The 19,217-nt window shown below is 60.4% G+C and carries 19 protein-coding genes; 1 reads left to right on the top strand and 18 read right to left on the bottom strand.

Going from position 1 to position 19,217, the window contains the following annotated elements:
• Window positions 1–42 precede the first annotated feature (42 nt).
• From C6Y32_RS03605 to miaB, 13 genes are all read right to left on the bottom strand, one after another.
• Window positions 43–864, bottom strand: a complete 822-nt coding sequence (locus tag C6Y32_RS03605) for a Cof-type HAD-IIB family hydrolase (RefSeq protein ID WP_105203803.1) — start codon at window positions 862–864, stop codon at window positions 43–45.
• 43 nt (window positions 865–907) lie between these two features.
• Window positions 908–1,834 carry an RluA family pseudouridine synthase gene (locus tag C6Y32_RS03600; protein WP_105203802.1) on the bottom strand — a complete coding sequence of 309 codons (927 nt, stop codon included), beginning with the start codon at window positions 1,832–1,834 and terminating at the stop codon, window positions 908–910.
• Window positions 1,831–2,307, bottom strand: coding sequence for a signal peptidase II (lspA, locus tag C6Y32_RS03595; RefSeq protein ID WP_105203801.1), 477 nt, complete (start codon window positions 2,305–2,307; stop codon window positions 1,831–1,833). The genes C6Y32_RS03600 and lspA overlap by 4 nt, the downstream gene beginning before the upstream one ends.
• A gap of 91 nt (window positions 2,308–2,398) precedes the next feature.
• Window positions 2,399–3,010 (bottom strand): DivIVA domain-containing protein, encoded by a 612-nt coding sequence (locus C6Y32_RS03590; RefSeq protein ID WP_105203800.1) that lies wholly within the window; start codon window positions 3,008–3,010, stop codon window positions 2,399–2,401.
• Window positions 3,011–3,060: 50 nt separating this feature from the next.
• Window positions 3,061–3,807, bottom strand: a complete 747-nt coding sequence (locus C6Y32_RS03585; RefSeq protein ID WP_105203799.1) for a YlmH/Sll1252 family protein — start codon at window positions 3,805–3,807, stop codon at window positions 3,061–3,063.
• Between the two features lie 6 nt (window positions 3,808–3,813).
• Entirely contained in the window at window positions 3,814–4,290 is a 477-nt protein-coding gene (locus C6Y32_RS03580; protein ID WP_105203798.1) for a cell division protein SepF, read from the bottom strand.
• A gap of 25 nt (window positions 4,291–4,315) precedes the next feature.
• Window positions 4,316–5,011 carry a YggS family pyridoxal phosphate-dependent enzyme gene (locus C6Y32_RS03575; RefSeq protein WP_105203797.1) on the bottom strand — a complete coding sequence of 232 codons (696 nt, stop codon included), beginning with the start codon at window positions 5,009–5,011 and terminating at the stop codon, window positions 4,316–4,318.
• Window positions 4,992–6,200, bottom strand: a complete 1,209-nt coding sequence (locus C6Y32_RS03570) for a biotin/lipoyl attachment domain-containing protein (RefSeq protein WP_105203796.1) — start codon at window positions 6,198–6,200, stop codon at window positions 4,992–4,994. Before C6Y32_RS03570 ends, C6Y32_RS03575 begins: the two co-directional genes overlap by 20 nt.
• Window positions 6,193–7,173, bottom strand: a complete 981-nt coding sequence (gene miaA / locus C6Y32_RS03565) for a tRNA (adenosine(37)-N6)-dimethylallyltransferase MiaA (RefSeq protein ID WP_105203795.1) — start codon at window positions 7,171–7,173, stop codon at window positions 6,193–6,195. The genes C6Y32_RS03570 and miaA overlap by 8 nt, the downstream gene beginning before the upstream one ends.
• Window positions 7,174–7,241: 68 nt before the next feature.
• Window positions 7,242–9,353 carry a DNA mismatch repair endonuclease MutL gene (gene mutL, locus C6Y32_RS15260; RefSeq protein WP_105203794.1) on the bottom strand — a complete coding sequence of 704 codons (2,112 nt, stop codon included), beginning with the start codon at window positions 9,351–9,353 and terminating at the stop codon, window positions 7,242–7,244.
• A 38-nt stretch (window positions 9,354–9,391) separates the two neighbouring features.
• Complete coding sequence (gene mutS / locus C6Y32_RS03555; RefSeq protein WP_105203793.1) at window positions 9,392–12,001, bottom strand: DNA mismatch repair protein MutS; 2,610 nt, start codon at window positions 11,999–12,001, stop codon at window positions 9,392–9,394.
• A gap of 102 nt (window positions 12,002–12,103) precedes the next feature.
• Window positions 12,104–12,520, bottom strand: coding sequence for a YlbF/YmcA family competence regulator (locus C6Y32_RS03550; protein ID WP_105203792.1), 417 nt, complete (start codon window positions 12,518–12,520; stop codon window positions 12,104–12,106).
• An 80-nt stretch (window positions 12,521–12,600) separates the two neighbouring features.
• Window positions 12,601–14,025 carry a tRNA (N6-isopentenyl adenosine(37)-C2)-methylthiotransferase MiaB gene (gene miaB / locus C6Y32_RS03545; protein ID WP_243562495.1) on the bottom strand — a complete coding sequence of 475 codons (1,425 nt, stop codon included), beginning with the start codon at window positions 14,023–14,025 and terminating at the stop codon, window positions 12,601–12,603.
• 234 nt (window positions 14,026–14,259) lie between these two features.
• Here miaB and C6Y32_RS03540 point away from each other — a divergent pair, with 234 nt between their 5' ends.
• On the top strand, window positions 14,260–15,393 hold the full coding sequence (locus C6Y32_RS03540) for an AI-2E family transporter (protein ID WP_105203791.1): 1,134 nt from the start codon (window positions 14,260–14,262) through the stop codon (window positions 15,391–15,393).
• A gap of 265 nt (window positions 15,394–15,658) precedes the next feature.
• Here C6Y32_RS03540 and C6Y32_RS03535 read toward each other — a convergent pair whose 3' ends face one another.
• The 5 genes from C6Y32_RS03535 to C6Y32_RS03515 form a co-directional block, all read right to left on the bottom strand.
• Window positions 15,659–16,606 (bottom strand): DUF4097 family beta strand repeat-containing protein, encoded by a 948-nt coding sequence (locus tag C6Y32_RS03535; RefSeq protein ID WP_105203790.1) that lies wholly within the window; start codon window positions 16,604–16,606, stop codon window positions 15,659–15,661.
• The gene (locus tag C6Y32_RS03530) at window positions 16,603–17,184 is read right to left on the bottom strand and encodes a DUF1700 domain-containing protein (RefSeq protein ID WP_105203789.1); all 582 of its coding nucleotides are present in this window, start codon (window positions 17,182–17,184) and stop codon (window positions 16,603–16,605) included. The genes C6Y32_RS03535 and C6Y32_RS03530 overlap by 4 nt, the downstream gene beginning before the upstream one ends.
• Window positions 17,162–17,497 (bottom strand): PadR family transcriptional regulator, encoded by a 336-nt coding sequence (locus tag C6Y32_RS03525; RefSeq protein WP_105203788.1) that lies wholly within the window; start codon window positions 17,495–17,497, stop codon window positions 17,162–17,164. The genes C6Y32_RS03530 and C6Y32_RS03525 overlap by 23 nt, the downstream gene beginning before the upstream one ends.
• Before the next feature lie 147 nt (window positions 17,498–17,644).
• Complete coding sequence (gene fabV / locus C6Y32_RS03520; protein ID WP_105203787.1) at window positions 17,645–18,823, bottom strand: enoyl-ACP reductase FabV; 1,179 nt, start codon at window positions 18,821–18,823, stop codon at window positions 17,645–17,647.
• A 118-nt stretch (window positions 18,824–18,941) separates the two neighbouring features.
• The gene (locus C6Y32_RS03515) at window positions 18,942–19,187 is read right to left on the bottom strand and encodes a helix-turn-helix domain-containing protein (RefSeq protein ID WP_105203786.1); all 246 of its coding nucleotides are present in this window, start codon (window positions 19,185–19,187) and stop codon (window positions 18,942–18,944) included.
• Window positions 19,188–19,217 lie beyond the last annotated feature (30 nt).

The raw sequence follows: 19,217 nt of genomic DNA, 5'->3' as shown, positions 1-19,217 counted from the left end.
TATTTTGTGCAAAAACGCCGCAGGGCGGCGAATCGACCTGATTTACAGCTGGGTGTAGTTGCGCTGCAGATAGCTCAAAAACTGGGCTACGCCCCCCTCGAGACAGGGGCCGGTCACCATGTCGGCCTCGACCTTAATGTCGTCGGGGGCCTCTTGCATGGCGACGGAAAAATGCGCGGCCCGCAGCATCTGCAGGTCGTTGTAGTAGTCCCCGATGGCGATGGTGCCGTCTTGACCCAGGCCCAGCAGACCGGCCAGGTCGTGCAGTGCCTCTCCTTTATCCACCCCTTCGGCCATCACCTCGAGGTAGTCCTCGCCGGTACGCACATAGTACACGCCGGGGATGTTTTGGGCCTGCAGGTGATCGCAGAGCGGCTGCACCTGGGCCGGCGGCAGACAAAACAGAATCTTATACCAGTTCTGGGGGATATTCTCTACATCCGTTACTATATATTTTAATCTATCTACGCTTGTATGTCTATGGGTAATCGCATTGTTTTTGACCACGTAAATCTTTTTTTCACACATGATCTCGGCCCCGATACCGCCAAAAGCGGCGATGGCCGCCGCCAACACCTGGCGGGCCGCCGGCTGGGGCAAAAAGCGCTCGCGCAGCGGTCGGTCGGCGGCGTAGTCGTAGATGAGCGCGCCGTTGTTGAGGATGGCCGGGGCCGAGATATCTACCTGGGAGAGGTAGCGCAGCGCCGAGGGGTGGTGCCGCCCGGTGGCGATGGTGAAACGGCCGCCGGCGGCGGCAAAATCGGCCACTGCCCGACGGTTCTCCTCCGGTACGCCGATACCGGCTTTGAGCAGGGTGCCGTCCATATCGGACACGACGATAAAGTCCTGTAAGTTGCGCTCCATAAAGAGGTCCTCCTGTACAAATGGTGGTGGTATGCCGACGGGCTCAGCGGCCGGCCCGGCAGAGTGCCAGCGCCCGGGTAAAGTAGGGCGGCAGCGGGCTCTCGAACGCCATATACGCGCCGCTGCCGGGGTGGATAAAGCCGATGAAAGCGGCGTGCAGACACTGACCCTGCAGACCCAGTGCCGGCTTTTTGGGGCCGTAGACCACATCGCCGGCCACCGGGTGGCCGGTGTGGGCCAGCTGCACCCGTATCTGATGGGTGCGGCCGGTGTAGAGCTTGAGCTTTAAATAGCTGTAGGGGCCCAGATGCTCGAGCACCTGCACATCGGTGCGGGCATAGCGCCCCCCCTCCCCGACTACCGCCATTTTTTTGCGGTCTTTGGGGCTGCGGGCGATCTGCCCCTCGAGTGTGAAGGCATCGCTTTGAAAGCCGCCGTGGCAGATGGCCCGGTACTCGCGGTCGAAGGTGTGGGCCTCTATCTGCTGCGCCAGCTGGCGGTGGGCGCAGTCGGTCTTGGCCACCAGTAAAAGGCCGCTGGTATCTTTGTCGATGCGGTGCAGGATACCCGGGCGCAGCGGCCCGTTTACCGACGACAGCCCCCCGCGCCCATAGCGGCTGAGCAGGGCGGCGGCCAGCGTGTCGCGCTCGCCGCCGGCACCCGGGTGCACGACCATGCCCCGCGGCTTGTCGACTACCGCCAGACAGTCATCTTCGTAGAGGATGTGCAGTGGGATATCGGCCGGGAGGAGCTCGGGCTCGGGCGGTCGATCGGGCAGCGCGAGCGCGACCTGCTGCCCGGGCTGCAGGCGGTACTTTTTATTTTGCTGGCAGGCGCCCTGGACAGACACACAGCCAGCGCCGATGAGCCGCTGGGCCTGGGCGCGGGAGGAGACCGGCGGCTGGGCGGCCAAAAACACATCGAGCCGGGCGGGCGCAGAGACAGTAAAGACATGTGTGGTGCCACTCACGAGGACTGCTCCTTTTTGGTGAAGGTGCGGTCGATAAACAGCACGTAGATGAGCATGCAGGCCACCCCGCAGCAAACCAGACAATCGGCCAGGTTAAAGACCGGAAAGTCAAAGGGCAAAAAGTGCAGATAATCTACCACGAAGCCCCGGCATACCCGGTCGATGAGGTTGCCGATGCCGCCGGCCATGACCACCAGCAGACAGCGGTTGATGACCCGATCTTGAAAGACGTTTTTGTAGAGCACCCAGCCGCCGATGACGATGATGGCGCTGGTGAGGACGACTAAAAACAGCACGTTGCCCTGAAAGATACCGAAAGCCGCCCCCCGGTTCTCGACATAGGTGAGCGAGAAGATACCGGGGATGAGCGGCACGCTGCCCACCGGCTGCAAAAAGGCCAGAACGGCCAGCTTGATGAGTTGGTCTGCGGCGATCAGCGCCGCGGCGCTGAGCACGATGGTCAAAAGCGACATAGTCCCTCCCGATAAACAGGCCCCATAATGGGGCCATTACAAAGAAAACAGCTAACCGACCGTTAGCTGTTTTTTCCACTGTGAAACACCGCTAGGCCTGTGCGCCCTCCTCGGTGTGGGTGCCAAAATCGAAGTTGCTCTCGAAGAGGCCGGGATCGATCTTGTTATCGACGGCGGGCTCTTCGCTCTCGGCGGCTGGGGCCTCGGCCTCGGCTGCCTCGGGCTGGGGAGCGGGTTCTTCGCTCTCGGCCGGCTCTTCGGCCGGGATCTGGCTGATGAGCTCGATATGGTCGCGGTACAGGGAGAGCATGGCATTTTTAAAGGCGCTGACCTCGGCCTTCATGCGCACCAGCTCCTCTTTGTAAAAGCCGATCTTATCCTCGGCTTTGGCCAGCATGCTGTCGCTTTTGATGGTGGCGTCGCGCAGGATGATCTCGGCTTTTTGCCGGGCCTCGCTGACCACCGAGTTGCCCAGCTTTTGAGCCCCCAGCAGCGCGGCGCGCAGGCTGTCTTCATCCTTGCGGTAGTCCTCCAGCTTTTCGGCCAAGATCTCTAATTTGGCCTCGGCGTCTTCTTTTTCGGACTGCAGTTTCTCTACCGTCTCGATGACGTTGTCGATAAAGTCGTCCACCGAGTCGGCTTTATAGCCCTTGAGGCCCGCACGCTCGAAGGTCGCATTTTTGATCTGGTCCAGTGTCAGCATGAAAATATCCTCCTGTATCTCGCACACAAGCGCCGCCGGTGAGCGGCAATTCAGATATAGCGTTTATAGACCGCCAACAGGCGTCCTTTTTTGGTGCTGCCCTCTACCCCGCAAAATATGTACTTGCCGCGGTGGCGCACCGACAACACATCACCCGGCGCCACCTGGGCGCTGGGCGAGAGCACCTCGCGGTGGTTGAGCGCCACCTGGCCGGACAGGATGATGGGCTTTAGACCGCTGCGGCTGCCGCCCAGCGCCCCAGCCAGCACACAGTCGAGCCGCGGGGCGGTGATCACGGCAGTAAAGGTCTCGGTCTTTTGGGTGAACAGGTCGGGGTCGCTCCCCTGCTGGGCGCGCACACCGACCCGGCCCACCTTTTGGAGCGAGAGCGCGATCTGGGCCGCATTTTGGTGCACCAGCACACAGGTCTTGCCCGCACCCACACAGATATCGCCCACCAGTGAGCGGGCGATCTGCTGCGCCATGAGACTGCCCAAAAAATCGCGGTGGGTGAGCACGTCTTTTTCGCGGTAGGTGTAGAGCACCGGCACGATGGGAAAGTCGCCGTCGTCGATGGGCACCCCAGTGCCGCTGATGCACAGCACCGTGCGCACCGCACCGCTGTAGCCGCCAAAAAAACGGTAGTCGCCGTCTTTTTGGGCGCGGAGCATCTCCTCGGCCAGCGCGCGCTGGTGTTCGTCTAAAAACTGGGTGGTCTTGAGCGCGCTGCGACCGGTACACAGCCGCAGCATATCCTGCACCGAGCGCAAAAAGAGCTGCTGACTATCTTGTGCCATGACAGCCTAGAAGAATACGCCGCTGGACTCCAGTTCGTCGATCAGCTCGCCCACCAGCGCCACGTTATAGGGGGTGATGATGAAGGTGGAGTTAGCCACTCGCTGGATCTGGCCGTTGTTGGCGTAGGCCACACCGCTGAGAAAATCGACTAAGCGGCGGGCGATATCTTTATTGGTGGACTCCAGATTGAGCACCACGGTGCGCTTGGCGTTGAGGTGATCGGCCACGGCCGAGGCGTCGTCGAACTTTTCGGGTTTGACCAGTACCACCTGCAGCTGGGCGGTAGCGTTGATGTTGACGACCTTGTTGCTGCGCTTGGAGGCCACCTCGTCGTAGCCGATCACCGTGTCGTCGGAGCGATCTTTGGCACTGCTGCCCGAGACCATCTCGACGTTCTCATCGTAGCTGTCGTCATAGCTCTCGTCGTAGTCGTCCTCGGACTCCATGCCCATAAAATCTTTGAATTTATCTACCAGTCCCATAGTGTTTTCCTCCTAAAATCTTATGTTAATCTCGGGCGCCAAAGAGGGTGCGCCCCAGCCGGACCTGCGTACTGCCACAGGCGATAGCGGCCTGAAAGTCGCCCGACATGCCCATTGACAGAGTTTCCATAAAGACATTATCTATTTTTTTATCTTTTATGTCAACAAAGAGTTTGTACATTTCATCAAAATAGTGCTTTTGCACGGCGATATCCTCTGAAATCGGGGGAATTGCCATCAAGCCGGCCACCCGCAGGCCCGAAAAACTGGATATTTCTGTTAAAAATTCCGTTAATTTCCCCGGCAATATACCGCCTTTGCTGGCCTCGCCGCCGATGTTCACCTCTATCAGGACATCCATTTTTTTGCCGATAGCCGCGCAGCGCTTGGAGATCTCGCGCGCCAGCTCCAGACTGTCGACGCTCTCGATCATGTGGACCTTGTCGACGATGTACTTGACCTTGTTGCGCTGCAGCTGGCCGATAAAATGGATCTCGAGCCCCTGCTTGTGGTAGGTGGGGTACTTGTCTAAAAATTCCTGTACCCGGTTTTCGCCGATCAGGTCGAGCCCGGCGTCGATATAGGCGTTGACCTTTTCGGCCGGCACCGTTTTGGTGACCCCCATCAGCCGCACCGCGCCGGGACCGCGGCCGGCGGCCGAAGCTGCCTGGGCCACCTGCGCACAGAGCTGCCTATAGCGGTCAACTGAGTAGTTTTCCATCGTAGATATCCTTCCCTTTGATGATGACCTCGTCGTATACCTTTAAGGCATTGGGGTCGGAGACCACCTCTTCCACCAGCAGGTAGCCGTTCTCCTGCAGCAGGATGTTGATCTCGCGGAACACCGCTTTGCCGCCCTTTTTTACGTATACGCCTTTTTTGTTGTCCTGTACCCGCAGCGCCTCTTCGGGCACCCGGATGCCTTTTTGCAATTTTTGACTGATCTGCACGTTTTGGATGCGCAGGTTGACCAAGTCTTTGGTGATCATATCGCAGCTGATGATGACCAGCATCTCGTCGCCGCTGGGCACCACCCGTAGGACCTGGCCGGGAATAGACTCGCTGGTGACGCCCAAAAAGTCCATATACAGCGTTTTTCCCTCGCTCACCCAGGTGTTGTCGCTGGGCAGCACACAGGCCAGATACCAGTCGAAATCGGCCACCAGACGGCCAAAATTGCCGTGTTCATCGGGGGTCTCTTCGCCGTTTATGATCTTCTTCACCTCGTCGGCGGTGAGCTGCTGCACCGTTTCGGGGGTGAGCTTTCCCTCGAACCCGTCGACGACGCTGGAAAAGTAGCCGGAGCTCTGGGCGTATTCGTAGGCTACCTGGCTGGGCGCCTGGGCCTGCAGCGCATCGAGCTCGGCCTGCAGGGCGGCGATCTGCCCCGAGAGGTCGACTACTTTGCCGGTGGCAGCCTGACGGCGGCTGATCTGGGTGATGAGCTGGTTTTTATAGGTGGCGGCACCGGTAAAGGTGTTTTGGTGGAACGCCCCCTGGGCGCTGGCGGCGGTATTCAGGATCTGGTTGCTGAGGCTCTCGGGGTCGCCGAAACTGGTCTCGGTATTTTGAAACTGGGTCATGGTTGCCAGCTCGCTGCGCACCTGTTCGGTGCGGGTGACCACCGCCGAATCTTCGGCGCTGCCGTACACCGAGGCCAGCAGCTGGCCGCCGGATACTTTGGAGCCGTCGGTGACCGCATAGCCGTAGTAGCCCTGATTTTGCGGAGTGAGCACCGACTCCTGCCGGATGATGACCGACTGGGCGGTGACCGAATCGGCCATGACGTAGCTGACGGCCACCTCGGTCTTGTAGCCGGTGGCGAAGATGGAGACCGCCTGTACCCCCAGGTACAGCACGGCCAGCCCCACCAGCGCCACGGTGCCGATAATCTTGAGTGCTTTAGACATGTGCTTTCCTCCCTGTGGGGCTGATGGGGCCAGCCAGATGCTCACGGCAGAGGGCTATGGCCTCCGCGGCGATCTGCGGCGGTGTTTTTTCGTCGGCGGTGATCCAGCAGATATCGGGATTGCGGCGAAACCAGGTGAGCTGCCGCTTGGCGTAGTTGCGGGTGCGCCTTTTCAGGTTCTCCAGACACTGCTGCAGCGTGTCCTCCCCGTCGAAGTAGTCGCGCAGCTCTTTGTAGCCGATGGCCTGCGCGGCGGTGCGGTACTCGCTCTGCTTGCTGTAAAAGTCGAGCGCCTCCCCCACCAGGCCGGTCTGGGCCATCTGGTCTACCCGGCGGTCGATGCGGTCGTACAACAGCTGGCGGTCGCGGTAGGCGATGCCGATATAGCGGCAGTCGTAGAGCGGCCGGCGCGACACCGCCTGCCGCTGCAGCTCGGTCATGCTTTTGCCCGACAGGATACAGCACTCCAGCGCCCGCAGCACCCGGCCGGTATTGTTGGGGTGCAATTTGACCGCCAGATCGGGGTCGAGGGCCATCAGCCGCTGATGCATGTGGGCCGGTCCCATCCGCGAGAGTTCCTCCTGCAGCTGCTTTTTGAGCGAGTCGTCGCCCAGAACAGCGTCAAAATCCATATTCTTGATGAGCGCATCTACGTACAGGCCGGTGCCGCCGGCCACGATAGGCAGCCTGCCCCGGCGGTGGATATCGGCGATGACCGCCTGTGCGTCGCGCACATAGTCGGCCACCGAATAGGCGCAGCAGGGCTCTAAAAAGCTGATGAGGTGGTGGGGTACGCCCTGCATCTCCTCGGCGGTGGGCTTGGCGGTGGCGATGTCCATCCCCTTATAGATCTGCATCGAATCGGCGCTGACCACCTCGCCGTCCAGCGCCTTGGCGATCTCGACAGCCAGGCCGGTCTTGCCCGAGGCGGTGGGGCCCACGACAGCTATGACTTTTATCATCTGCTCATCCATCTTGCATTTTCCTCGTTTTAACTGTTTTTTATCGCGGTGCGCTGCACGGACGCCCCCTTTGGGGCTTTTTACTGGCGGCCGAACTGCCGCTCAAAGTCGGTGCGGGTCATCTCGATGACGATGGGGCGGCCGTGTGGGCAGTACTTGATGATGCCGGTGCGGTAGATCTGCTCGATGAGCTGCTGCAGCTCGTACAGACTGGAGCGGTCGCCGCCCTTGATGGCCCCCCGGCAGGAGATGGACTGAAACAGCCAGTCGAGATGGGAGGCCTGCACCGCCTGACCCTGGGTGGTGAGCAGGTTGCTGGCGATCTCCTCGAAGATATCGGCCAGGCCCACCTGCTCTAAAAACACCGGGATCTCGCGCACCACCACCGTGTTTTGGCCGAACTCCTCAGCCACGAAGCCGGCGTCCTGCAGCAGCTGCCGGCTGGCCACCACTGCGTCGACCTCCTCTTTGGAGAGCGTGACGCTGACCGGGTCCAGGAGCATCTGGCGGTCGATACTGCCCCACTCCTGCCGCAGCCGCTCGTAGAGGATGCGCTCGTGGGCGGCGTGTTTGTCGATGATGAACAGGCTGTTGCCGCTCTGGCAGAGGATATAGGTCTTAAACACCTCGCCGATGACGGTGGGCACCGGTTCCTGCTGCTCCTCTGTCTCGCGCGGGGCCAGCGCCAGTTGGTCGGGTGCCGACACCGGCGTTGCCGGGGTGCAGACGGGCGCCGCATCCGCATTTTGGGGAGGTGTCGCAGCGGCCGGCGGTGGGGAGACTGGAGCCGGCGTGCAGTCCTGCCGAGGCTGGAGATCCGGCTCCTCTACCTCGATATCCAGCTGGCGGCTGCGGGCGGCCTGACGGGCCATATTCTCGCGCAGCAGCTTGGTCACTGCGGCGGGCAGCTGTTGCGTGTACTGGCCGTTTTGCACCTCTACCGTGCCGGTAGGGGCATGCAGCGAGAGATCTCTTTCCCGCCCGGCGCCTGTCTTGGCCAAAGCTGCGTCCGGGCGGGCCGAACCAAAGCGACGGCGGAACTCGTCGGCGCTCATGCGCTCGCTGCGTAGGCCCTCCGCAGTTTTTTTCTCTGTTAAAGTATCTGGCTTTACAGCGGTCGCTACCGCCGTTTGCGGCGCAGACGACCGCTGCCCGGCCAGAGAACTCATGGCACTGCCCAGTGCGGCGGCAGTTTGGTCGGAGTAGTTGGCGATGGCCGACTTGGTGGCGGCGTAGATGGCGCCGAACACCTCTTTTTCGGCGGCAAAGCGCACCTCTATCTTGGCCGGATGCACGTTGACGTCCACCAGCTCCTGCGGCATGGTGACAAACAGAAAACAGGCGGGGAACTTGCCGCTCATCAGCACGCCGCGGTAACCCTGCTCCAGCGCCACCATGCCGGTCTTGGTCTTGACCAGGCGGCCGTTTATGTAGAAGTGCTGCAGCGTGCGGTTTGACTTGGCCAGCTGCGGCTTGGAGATAAAGCCCTCTACCCGGTAGTAGCCCTCCTGGTAGGAGACGGGGATGAGCGAGGTGGCCACCGTTTTGCCAAACAGGCTGAAGATGGTATCTTGCAGCTTGCCGGTGCCGGGGGTATGCAGCTTGTCCACCCCGTCGCGCACAAAGCGAAAGGAGATGTGCGGGTGGGAGAGGGCCACCTTTTGCATGACCCCCTCTACCGAATTGCCCTCGGTGACATTTTTCTTTAAGAACTTCATCCGCGCCGGGGTGTTAAAAAAGATGTCGCGCACCACGATGGTGGTGCCCACCGGGCAGCCGGCATCTTCTGCCTCGCCGGCGCTGCCGCCCTCGATACAAAAGCGGGTGCCGGCCACCTCTTCCCGGGGACGGGTGATGAGCTCTACCCGGCAGACCGAGCTGATGGCCGCCAGCGCCTCGCCGCGAAAGCCCAAAGTGCCGATGTGGCCCAGGTCCTCCTCGGTGGATATTTTGCTGGTGGCGTGGCGCAAAAAGGCGGTGGGCACGTCTTGCCGCAGAATGCCGCAGCCGTTGTCGCTGACGCGGATATAGGAGATACCACCGTCTTTTATCTCGACGGTGATGGCGTCGGCCCCCGAGTCGATGGCGTTCTCGACCAGCTCTTTGACCACCGAGGCCGGACGCTCCACCACCTCGCCGGCGGCGATGAGCTCGGCCACATGGCCCTGCAGTAGATTGATGCGTTCGCGCATGGCGCACCTCCTTTTTTACGGTAAACTCTTTGTTCTGCTCACTCTTTGACCATCTGGGCCAGCTCGTAGAGGATGTTGAGCGCCTCGATGGGGGTGAGCGTGTTGACGTCGATCTGTTTGATGCGCTCTTCGAGCTTGCTCTGGCTGGACATGGCAAACAAGTTGGGCTGCTCTTCCTCCTGCCTGGGGGCCGCCTGCCGGCGGCGCGGCTGATCCTGGCTCTCGAGCGAGGCCAGTATCTCTTTAGCCCGGTTGACCACAAAGTCGTTGACCCCGGCCAGCTTGGCCACCTCGATGCCGTAGCTCTCGTCGGCGCCGCCGGGCACGATACGCCGCAAAAAGGTGATGTCGTCCCCCCTCTTTTTGACGGCGATGTTGTAGTTTTTGACGTTGGAAAAGCTCTCTTCGAGTGCGGTGAGCTCGTGGTAGTGGGTGGCAAACAGCGTTTTGGCTCCCAGCTTGCGGCGGTTGCCGATATACTCGAGCACCGCGCGGGCGATGCTCATGCCGTCGAAGGTGGAGGTGCCGCGGCCGATCTCATCCAGGATGAGCAGGCTGTGGCGGCTGGCATTTTGCAGGATGTGGGCCACCTCGCTCATCTCGACCATGAAGGTAGATTTGCCGGCGGCCAGATCGTCGGAGGCACCCACGCGGGTGAACACCGCGTCGACGATGCCGATCTCGGCGCTGGATGCGGGCACGAAACAGCCCATCTGGGCCATGAGCGTGATGAGCGCCACCTGCCGCATATAGGTGGATTTGCCGGCCATATTGGGACCGGTGATGATGGCGATCTGGTTGTCGCGCTCGTCGAGCAGCGTGTCGTTGGGCACAAAGGGCACGTCTTTTTGCAGCTTTTCCACCACCGGGTGGCGGCCGTCTTTGATGCGGATGGCCTCCCCGGCGGTGACGGTGGGGCGCACGTAGCCGCCGCGCTCGCTGACGGCGGCAAAGGAGATGAGCGTATCCAGCAGCGCCAGCTGGTGGGAGGTCTCCTCCACCCGGGCTATCTGGGCGGTGATCTTTTTGCAGAGCCCATCGTACAGCTGCCGCTCGAGGGCGATGATCTCGTCGCTGGCGTTTAGGATGCGGCTCTCGAGCTCCTTGAGCTCCTGGGTGATGTAGCGCTCGCAGTTGGTGAGCGTCTGCTTGCGGATAAAGCTGTCGGGCACCAGATCGGTCTGGCCTTTAGAGACCTCTATGTAGTAGCCGAACACCTTGTTGTAGCCGACTTTTAAGTTGCGGATACCGGTCTCCTCTTTGACCTGGACCTCCATGCGCAGGAGGATGTCTTTGGAGTGATCGATGAGATCGCGCAGCTCGTCGACCTGCGGATTGTAGCCGTAGCGGATGACCCGGCCGTCTTTTAAGGTGACCGGCGGATCGTCCTCGATGGCCTCGTCGATAAGGGACTTGAGGTCGTTTAGCGGGTCTATCCCATCACGGCACTGGCGCAGCAGGTCGCAGTCGAAAGCGGTCAGCGACTGGCGGATCGAGGGCAGCTGGCTGGCGGTGTAGGCCAGCGCCCGCACCTCTTTGGGGCCGGCGGAACCGAAGACGATACGGCTCATCAGCCGCTGCAGGTCGGAGATCTTTTGCAGGTGCTCGGTGATCTCGCTGCGGGCGGTGAGATTTTGCATGAGCTGCCCCACCGCATCCAGCCGTTTTTCGATCTGCACGATACCGGTGAGCGGCTGCTCGACAAAGCTGCGGATGAGCCGCTTGCCCATGGCCGTTTTGGTCTTGTCGAGCACCCACAGGAGGCTGCCCCGCTTCTCGCCGGTGCGCATGGTCTCGGTGAGCTCCAGGTTGCGCCGGGAGCTCAGGTCGAGGTTCATGTAGCTGTCGGTCTGATAGATGGTGAGCTCGCGGATGCGCTCGACCCCTTTTTGCTGGGTGTGGTCGAGGTAATGCAGCAAAATGGAGATGGCGGTACTGCACAGCGGCTTGCCGGTGAGGCCCAGCTCGCTGGGGTCGGCCACCCCGAACTGGTCGGCGATGCGGCGCGCATTTTGCGCCGGCTCGAACTGGTCGCCCACCAGCTTGACCACCTGGCAGCCGATCTGCTCGCTGATATCGTCGAGCGCGCGCTTGAGCTGCAGCGAATTTTGGCACAGCAGGATCTCGGAGGGGGAGAATTTGCCCAGCTGGTCGATGATCTTCTGCTGGCAGTCTTTGCCCGAGAGCTGGGTCACCAGCATCTGGCCGGTGGAGATGTCGGCCAGGCACATGCCGGCGGTGTTCTTATCGGTGGCGATGGAGCAGAGGAAGTTGTTTTTTCCCTCCTCGAGCATGCCGGTCTCGAGTACGGTGCCGGGGGTGTAGATGCGCACCACTTCGCGCTCGACCAGTGTGCGGCCCTTCTGCGGCTCGGTCACCTGCTCGCAGATGGCGACGTTGTAACCTTTTTTCAAGAGCCTCTGTATGTAGCCCTCACAGCTGTGGTAGGGCACCCCGCACATGGGGGCCCGCTCGTCGAGGCCACAGTCGCGCCCGGTGAGGGTGAGGTCCAGCTCTTTGGACGCCTTGAGCGCGTCGTCGAAAAACATCTCGTAAAAGTCACCGAGGCGGAAAAACAATATCTCGTCTTTGTGCTGTTCTTTGATGCGCATGTACTGCTGCATCATGGGCGACAAATTCTCACACATCTCTTTTCTGCTCCTACCCTGCGCCCCGACCTGTCCGGGGCGCCCATATCCCATACAGGGCCGCGGTCGCCCGCAGCCCTGTAGCAAGTGCTCTATCGGTCCTTAACAGCCACAGCCGCCGCAGGAGGCACAGTTGCCGCCGCAGCCGGCGCTCTCGACATCGATGGCGTCGGGGTCCTCGCCGTTGATGGCGCCCATGAGGATGGCGTTGATCTGGTTGGCCAGCTGGTCCATGGCCTCTTTGGCGCCGGAGAAGATCATCATATTGGGGTTTTGCATGATCTTGGCGTAGAGGTCGCGCATCTCCTGATTGAGGGTGTCGATGCGCTGCTGGTCCTTGTCTTTTTTGCCCATCTCGCCGTTGATGTTCATGCGCACCAGGTTGAATTTACCGATGAGCTCGGCCAGGGCCTTGTCGTTGTCGTTGCCCTGCTTGGCCAGCTCCAGCGCCAGGTAGCGGTCGTCCTTCTGGATCTCTTTGGCCAGCTCGCGGGCCAGCTTTAAAATCGCGTCGTCCATTTTATTGCCTCCAAAAATTTTGTTATATCCTGCCGACAGCCGCCGGCGAAATATCGGTATGATCGTGCCGGATACGGCGGTCAGTCGACCCGGTGGCCCACCAGCGCCCAGCTGGCGACCCGGTCGACCTCTACGGTGACAAAGTGGCCACAGAGGGTGCTGTCGCCGATAAAGTCCACCACCATATTGTGTTCGTCGCGGCCGCTCATATACCCGGGGCCGGTCTTGCCGGGGCTCTCACACAGCACCCGGACCGTTTGGCCCACCAGCTCGCCATAGCGCTGCCGGCCCACCTGCCGCTGTACTTCCAGCAGCTGGTTAAACCAGCGCGACTTCTCCTCTGCGGGCACCGGGTCGTCCATTTTGGCGGCGCGGGTGCCCGGCCGCGGGGAGAAGATAAAGGTGAACAGGCTGTCGTAGCGCACCTTTTTGATGAGGTCGACGGTCTGCAAAAATTCCTCGTACTGCTCGCCGGGGAAACCCACGATGATGTCGCTGGTAAAGGAGACCGCGGGGATCTTTTGGCGGGCGTAGTCGACGATGGACAGGTATTTCTCGACGTCGTAGTGGCGATTCATCTCGCGCAGTACCCGGTCACAGCCCGACTGGACCGGCAGGTGGATATGATTACAGAGCTTGTCGTTTTGGGCGATGGTATCGATGAGCTTGTGGGTGATATCTTTGGGGTGTGAGGTCATGAACCGTATCCAGAAATCACCGGGTATCTGGCAGATGCGCTGCAACAGGTCGGCGAAGTCGCAGGGCTCGGCCAGACCTTTGCCGTAGGAGTTGACGTTTTGGCCCAGCAGAGTGATATCGCGGTACCCCTGCCCCACCAGCTGCTCGATCTCGCGCAGCACATCGGCCGGCTGGCGGCTGACCTCGCGGCCCCGCACCAGCGGCACCACGCAGTAGGAACAGAAGTTGTCGCACCCGTACATGATGGGCACCCAGGCCTTGAGGCTGCCCTCGCGGCGGGTGGGGATCCCCTCGTAGATGATGTTTTTCTGCTCGTTCGTGTCGAACACCCGCTTTTTGCCCTGCTGGCGGCCCTGCAACAGCTCGCACAGATTTTGCGGCAGGTTTTGCAGGGCATGGGTGCCGAACACCAGGTCGACATAGGGGTAGCTCTTTTTGATCTTCTCGGCCACCGCCGGCTGCTGCATCATGCAGCCGCACAGACCGATGACCATGTCGGGGTTGCGGCGCTTGGCGTGTTTGAGCGCGCCCACATTGCCAAACAATTTTTCCTCGGCGTGCTCGCGGATGGCGCAGGTATTGTAGATGACCAGGTCGGCCCGGCCGGGGTCGGCGGTAAAGCCGTAACCCATCTGAGCCAGCAGGCCGCTGATCTTTTCGCCGTCGCTGACATTTCCCTGACAGCCGTAGGAGTGTACGTGAGCCAGTGGTATGCGGTCGCCGAAAAGGCGCTGTATCAGCTGGCGGGCGCTATCTAAAAGGCGGCTGTCGAACTGCTGGCTGCCGCCGGTACCGGTGATTTCCAAACTGTGTCCTCCCCAAATGAACTTACTGCTTTATCATACCATTTTCGTCAGTTTTCTTCAAGTTCTTTGCCCGCCAAAAATACCGCCCCGAAAAAGCGTAAAACTGTGACCTGCCGCCGCGGATTTGTTTTGACATCCCACTTTCTGACAACTATAATATGGGGTATGCAAGCCGCACCAACTGAGCTATCCGCTGCGCCCGGCACGGCGCTTACACTGTGAGGACGTGATACATTGAAAGCATACTTCGAGACCCTTAAAAAGTACTGGCTGCCCATCACCTACGCTATTTTGCTTTACCTGGCGCTCAATAACCTGGGCGCGCTGTACGAGATGCTGTCTTACTCGATGGGGCTCATCAGCCCCATCCTCATCGGCATTTTTATCGCCTTTATCCTGAACCTGCCCATGCGGGTGATCGAGGCGAAGCTGGTGGGGCGGCTGATCAGCCGGGAGAAAAAGCCCAGCCTGTGCCGGGCCGTCTCTATCGTGCTGACCATTTTACTGGTACTGGCCATCTTCACTCTGCTTATCTGGTACATCATCCCCGAAGTGAGCCGCAGCGTGATGACGCTGGGCAACCGGGTGCCGTCTTACGTGCAGGAACTGCAGAACCTGCTCATCAAGCTGTCTAAAAACATCGAGCTGCCAAAAGAGGTCATCACCCAGCTGACCAAGACCTTCAACGATCTGTTGGAGAGCGCGGTCAATTTTCTCTCGGACCTGGCGCCACTGGTGGTGGGCTCGGTGATGGGGGTGGCCTCCAGCATCGTCAATTTCATCATGGGCTTTGTGTTTGCCATCTACCTGCTGTTTGGCAAGGAGCGCATGCTGCGGGGCATTAAAAAGGTCGCCGCCTGCGCACTGCCCAAAAACTTTTACGACCGCAGCCTGTCGGTGTGCCGCCTGACCAACGAGACCTTCTGCTGCTACTTTACCGGTCAGTTGACCGAGGCTTTTATTTTGGGCGGGCTGTGCTTTTTGGGCATGAGCATCTTTAAGTTTCCCTTCGCCCCGCTCATCAGCGTCATCGTGGGGGCCACCGCGCTGATCCCCATATTGGGCGCCTACATCGGCGCCATCCCCAGCGCGCTGCTGATCCTGATCGAGGACCCCATCAAGGCGCTGTGGTTCGTGGTGTTCATCATCTGCCTGCAGCAGTTAGAGGGCAGTCTCATCTATCCGCGCATCGTGGGCACCTCCATCGGGCTGTCGGGTTTTTGGGTGATGGCGGCCATGATCATCGGCTCGGCCACCTACGGCATCATGGGCATTTTGCTGGGCGTGCCCATCTGCTCGGTGCTCTACACCCTGATCTCGCGCAAGACCAACCAGACCCTGAAAAAGAAAAACATACAGATCGAATAGAGGCGATAAAAAGGCCCGCTCGTGTGACCGAGCGGGCCTTTTTCTATTTGTCGATCAGCACCTGCCGCGCCGCCGGCCAGACATGCCGGTGGAGGTGCATGGTGGGCGCCATCCACGCCACTCGCCGACTGGCAGCAGGCTTTTTTTAGAGCGCAATACAAGCATCCCACGCCTGGGGGCAACTGCTGCGCAAAAAGATGCGCAACCGGGAGCGCTTTAGGGCACACCGGCACTGCAGGTACGCAGGCCGAGTTTGGACCGGCAACTACTGCTGGACGAACTCGAGGCGGATTGAGGCGTTGGTGGTCTCGGCCAACAGCTGTTTGGCTCGCGCCTTATCTATGCCGGAGGACCCGGGCTCGGCCGAGCCGTTGGTGGTGGTGCAGATGATATTATAATCCTGCTGGCGGCCATCTATACTGCCCTTGATACTGCCGTTGCGGGTGTGCAGCTCGATATCCGGCACCTGCAGACGCTCCAGGACGATAGCCCCGTTGCTGGTCTCGGCCCGCAGCGCCTCTTGCAGGTGCACGTCGGTGAGCTCCAGCTTGCCGTTGGTGGAGTGCACGCTGCCGCTTTTGGCCGACACGCGCAGCAGTTCGCATTTGGCGTTGGAGGTGGTGGCGCTCAGCGCCTCCTGTATGCTGACGGTGTTCAGATCGATCTTGCCGTTGGTCGAGGTGGCCTGCAGGCTGTAACAGGACACATCCTGCAGCTCGATCTTGGCGTTGGTGGTGCTCAGCAGCACAGCCTGCTCGGTGTGCAGGCCGGTGAGCGTGATACGGCCGTTACGGGTCTTGCCGGTGATGCTGCCCGCGTAGTTTTTGGGCAGGATTACCCTGACCGGGGCGATATCCAGCTGCATGATGCCGTCGACGAAGGGATTATACCAGCGGCGCACATCGCGGGCGTACACTTTGAGCTTGTGGCCCACCTGCTCGACGGTAAACTCGCGCCGGGTGCTCTCTTGATACTCTACCTGGATCTGGGTGGCGGTCTCGTCCACCTCGATCTGCAGCCGCAGATTTTCGATATCTACCTCTAGCTGCTCTACGCTCTGGCTCTGTTTTGCTGTATACATCTTGCTCTCCCCCACACTGCCGTCCATCTGATATATGTCGAACCCGGACATGGCGAAACCGCAGGCGGCGAGCACCAGCCCCACCCCGCACAGGCCGCCGGCTACCGCCAGCCATACTCTTGTCTTTTTCACTGGGCAGTCCTCCTCTCGGCGCTCTTACCGCGCAGTCTTTTGATCAGGGTGTCTACCAGCCGGCACAGCGCGCCCCACAGCTTGTAACTGCCCAGGCCAAACGGTATGGCCAGACCAGATACGAACAGGCAGCAGCCCACTTGAAACAGCCCGGCGGCCGGTTCGCGAAAGGCCAGCAGCACCGATGGCACCAGCATGAGCACTCCGCACAGGCCCATGACCCCCGCAGTCAGCAGCAGCGCGAGGACCACGATGAAGGCCGAGAGCAGCAGCGCCAAGGCGGCGATGCCCAGCGACAACCACAGCGGCGAGCCCAGGACCAGCGCCACGGTGATGAGCACTTTAGAGCCGGTACCGCTGCCGGTGCCGCTGTTGGGCGCGGCGCCGTTTTCCTCTAAGATCTTGGCGGCCACCTGGTGCGGCGTGCCCAGCTGCGCCACTGCCTGGGCCTCGCTCATACCGCCCTCGATCTTGTCGTCGATGATCTCGGCATAGTACTGGAATATCTGTTCCCGCTCCTGCGGGGAGAGCTGCCCCAGCAACTTGCGCAGCTCTTTAAAAAATCTCTCGCGGTCCATCGGTCTGGTCCTCCTCGATTATAAAGTGGTATATTTTTTCGATCTCGCGCCACTGGTCGATAAATTCGGCGATGCGCTGCTGCCCCTCGGGGGTGATGCGGTAATACTTGCGCAGCCGCCCGTTGTGGGCCTGGGTGTAGGTGAGCAGGCAGCCCCCGGCCTCCAACCGTTTTAAGATCGGATACAGGGTCGATTCGGATACGGCGGCGTACGGGGGCAGGTCCCCCATGATCTTATAGCCGTAGGAGTCTTCGCGCCGCAGCAGCGAGAGCACACATATCTCCAGCAGCCCCTTTTTGAGCTGTGTATCCATGGCGTTACCTCCCTTTACCTAATACTATATAATACATAGTATACTTTGTCAACAAGAAAAGAGGACCCACAGCCATGCGCTGCGGGCCCTCTTTTATGCGGTATTTTGATCTGAGTGGAGCGCGGCCGGCCCCGTCACAGACGGGCTCTAGCTGTGGATACTGGGGATCGCGACATCGGGATCGACATCCTGCTTATAGTCTACACCCTCGATGCCAAAGCCGAACATGCGGTAAAAGTCGTCCCAGTAGCCGTCGATATCGGCCAGCTGCGAGACATTTTGACTGTTGAGCTGCTCCCAGATAAGGCTCACCTGTTCCTGCACGTCAGGGCGCATCTCGAGGTCGTCGAGCCGCAGGTAGCCCTGCTCGTCGGTCTGGGGCGCGGCGCCAAACAGTTTTTGGGAGAACAGGCGGTACATCTGGCGGGCACAGCCCTCGTGCAGCTCCTTCTCTTTCATGACTTTATAGAGGATGGACACGTAGAGCGGCACGATGGGGATAGCGGCTGAGGACTGGGTGACCAGCGCCTTATTCACCGAGACATAGCTGTGCACACCCGGTATCTGCGCCGCTATTTGGCCGGCCGTTTGGTAGAGGTGTTTTTTGGCCTGGCCGATAGAGCCGTTTAGGTACATGGGATGGGTGAGCGCGGGCCCGATGTACGAATAGGCCACGGTGGTGGCGCCGGGGGCCAGCACACCGCCATTTTGCAGCTGCAGCATCCAGTCCATCCAGTCCTCGCCGCCCATCACTTTAACGGTGTCGGCAATCTCCTGTTCGGTGGCCTGCGGGATGGTGATCTCGGACACCTGGCGGGTCTTGAGATCGATGGTCTTGTTGGTGTAGGGCTCGCCGGTGGTCTTGAGCACCGAGGAGTAGGTCACCTCCCCCACCGTGCGGCGCGGTGCGGCCAGACTGTAGATCACCATATCTACCTGGCCCAGATCGCGGCGGATGCGGGCGATCGTCTCTTCTTTTATCTGGGGGGAAAAGGCGTCGCCGTTTATGGTTTGGGCATACAGGCCGTCGGCGGCGGCAAATTCCTCGAAGGCGGCGCAGTTGTACCAGCCGGCGGTAGCGGTGCGCTTACCGGCTGCCGGGCGCTCGAACGCCACCCCGAGCGTGGCAGCGCCGCAGCCAAACGCGGCCGCGATGCGCGAGGAGAGGCCGTAGCCGGTAGAACAGCCCAACACCAACACCTTTTTAGGGCCGCTGACTGCCGGCTGAGATTTTACATAGTCTATTTGGCGCTTTACCTCTGCCCGACAGCCCACGGGGTGGGCGGTGGTACAGATAAAACCCCTGATCTTTGGCTCGATCACCATAAAAATTCCTCCTTTGGAACGTCTGTTCGCAGATGAAAGAGGGTCTCCCCTGTTTTCCTGGGTATTATACCACAGCGCAGCGGAGCGAAACAAGGCGGCAGCAAAAATATTTAGACAGTCAAAGTTTATGATGTTCCCGCCTTTCCCGCGAGGGGGGCGGTGCCGGGTCATCGGTGCGGTCGAGCAGGTAGTCGACACTGGTTCCGTAAAAATCGGCCAATTTACAGAGCACCTCGGCGGTGAGGGCTATAGTGCCCGTCTCGTACTGGGAGTAGGTATTTTGGGCCATGCCCAACAGCTGGGCCAGCTCCCGCTGGCGGATATCACGATCGACCCGCAGGTCTTTTATGTGTTTATAAGCCATATCGCATCACCGATCTCAGTATGGCTTATC

This window comes from Neobittarella massiliensis (ex Bilen et al. 2018), assembly GCF_900289145.1.
Classification (GTDB): domain Bacteria; phylum Bacillota; class Clostridia; order Oscillospirales; family Ruminococcaceae; genus Neobittarella; species Neobittarella massiliensis.
The sequence above is the reverse complement of the archived record's forward strand: the minus strand, read 5'-3'. Positions and strand labels throughout refer to the sequence as shown.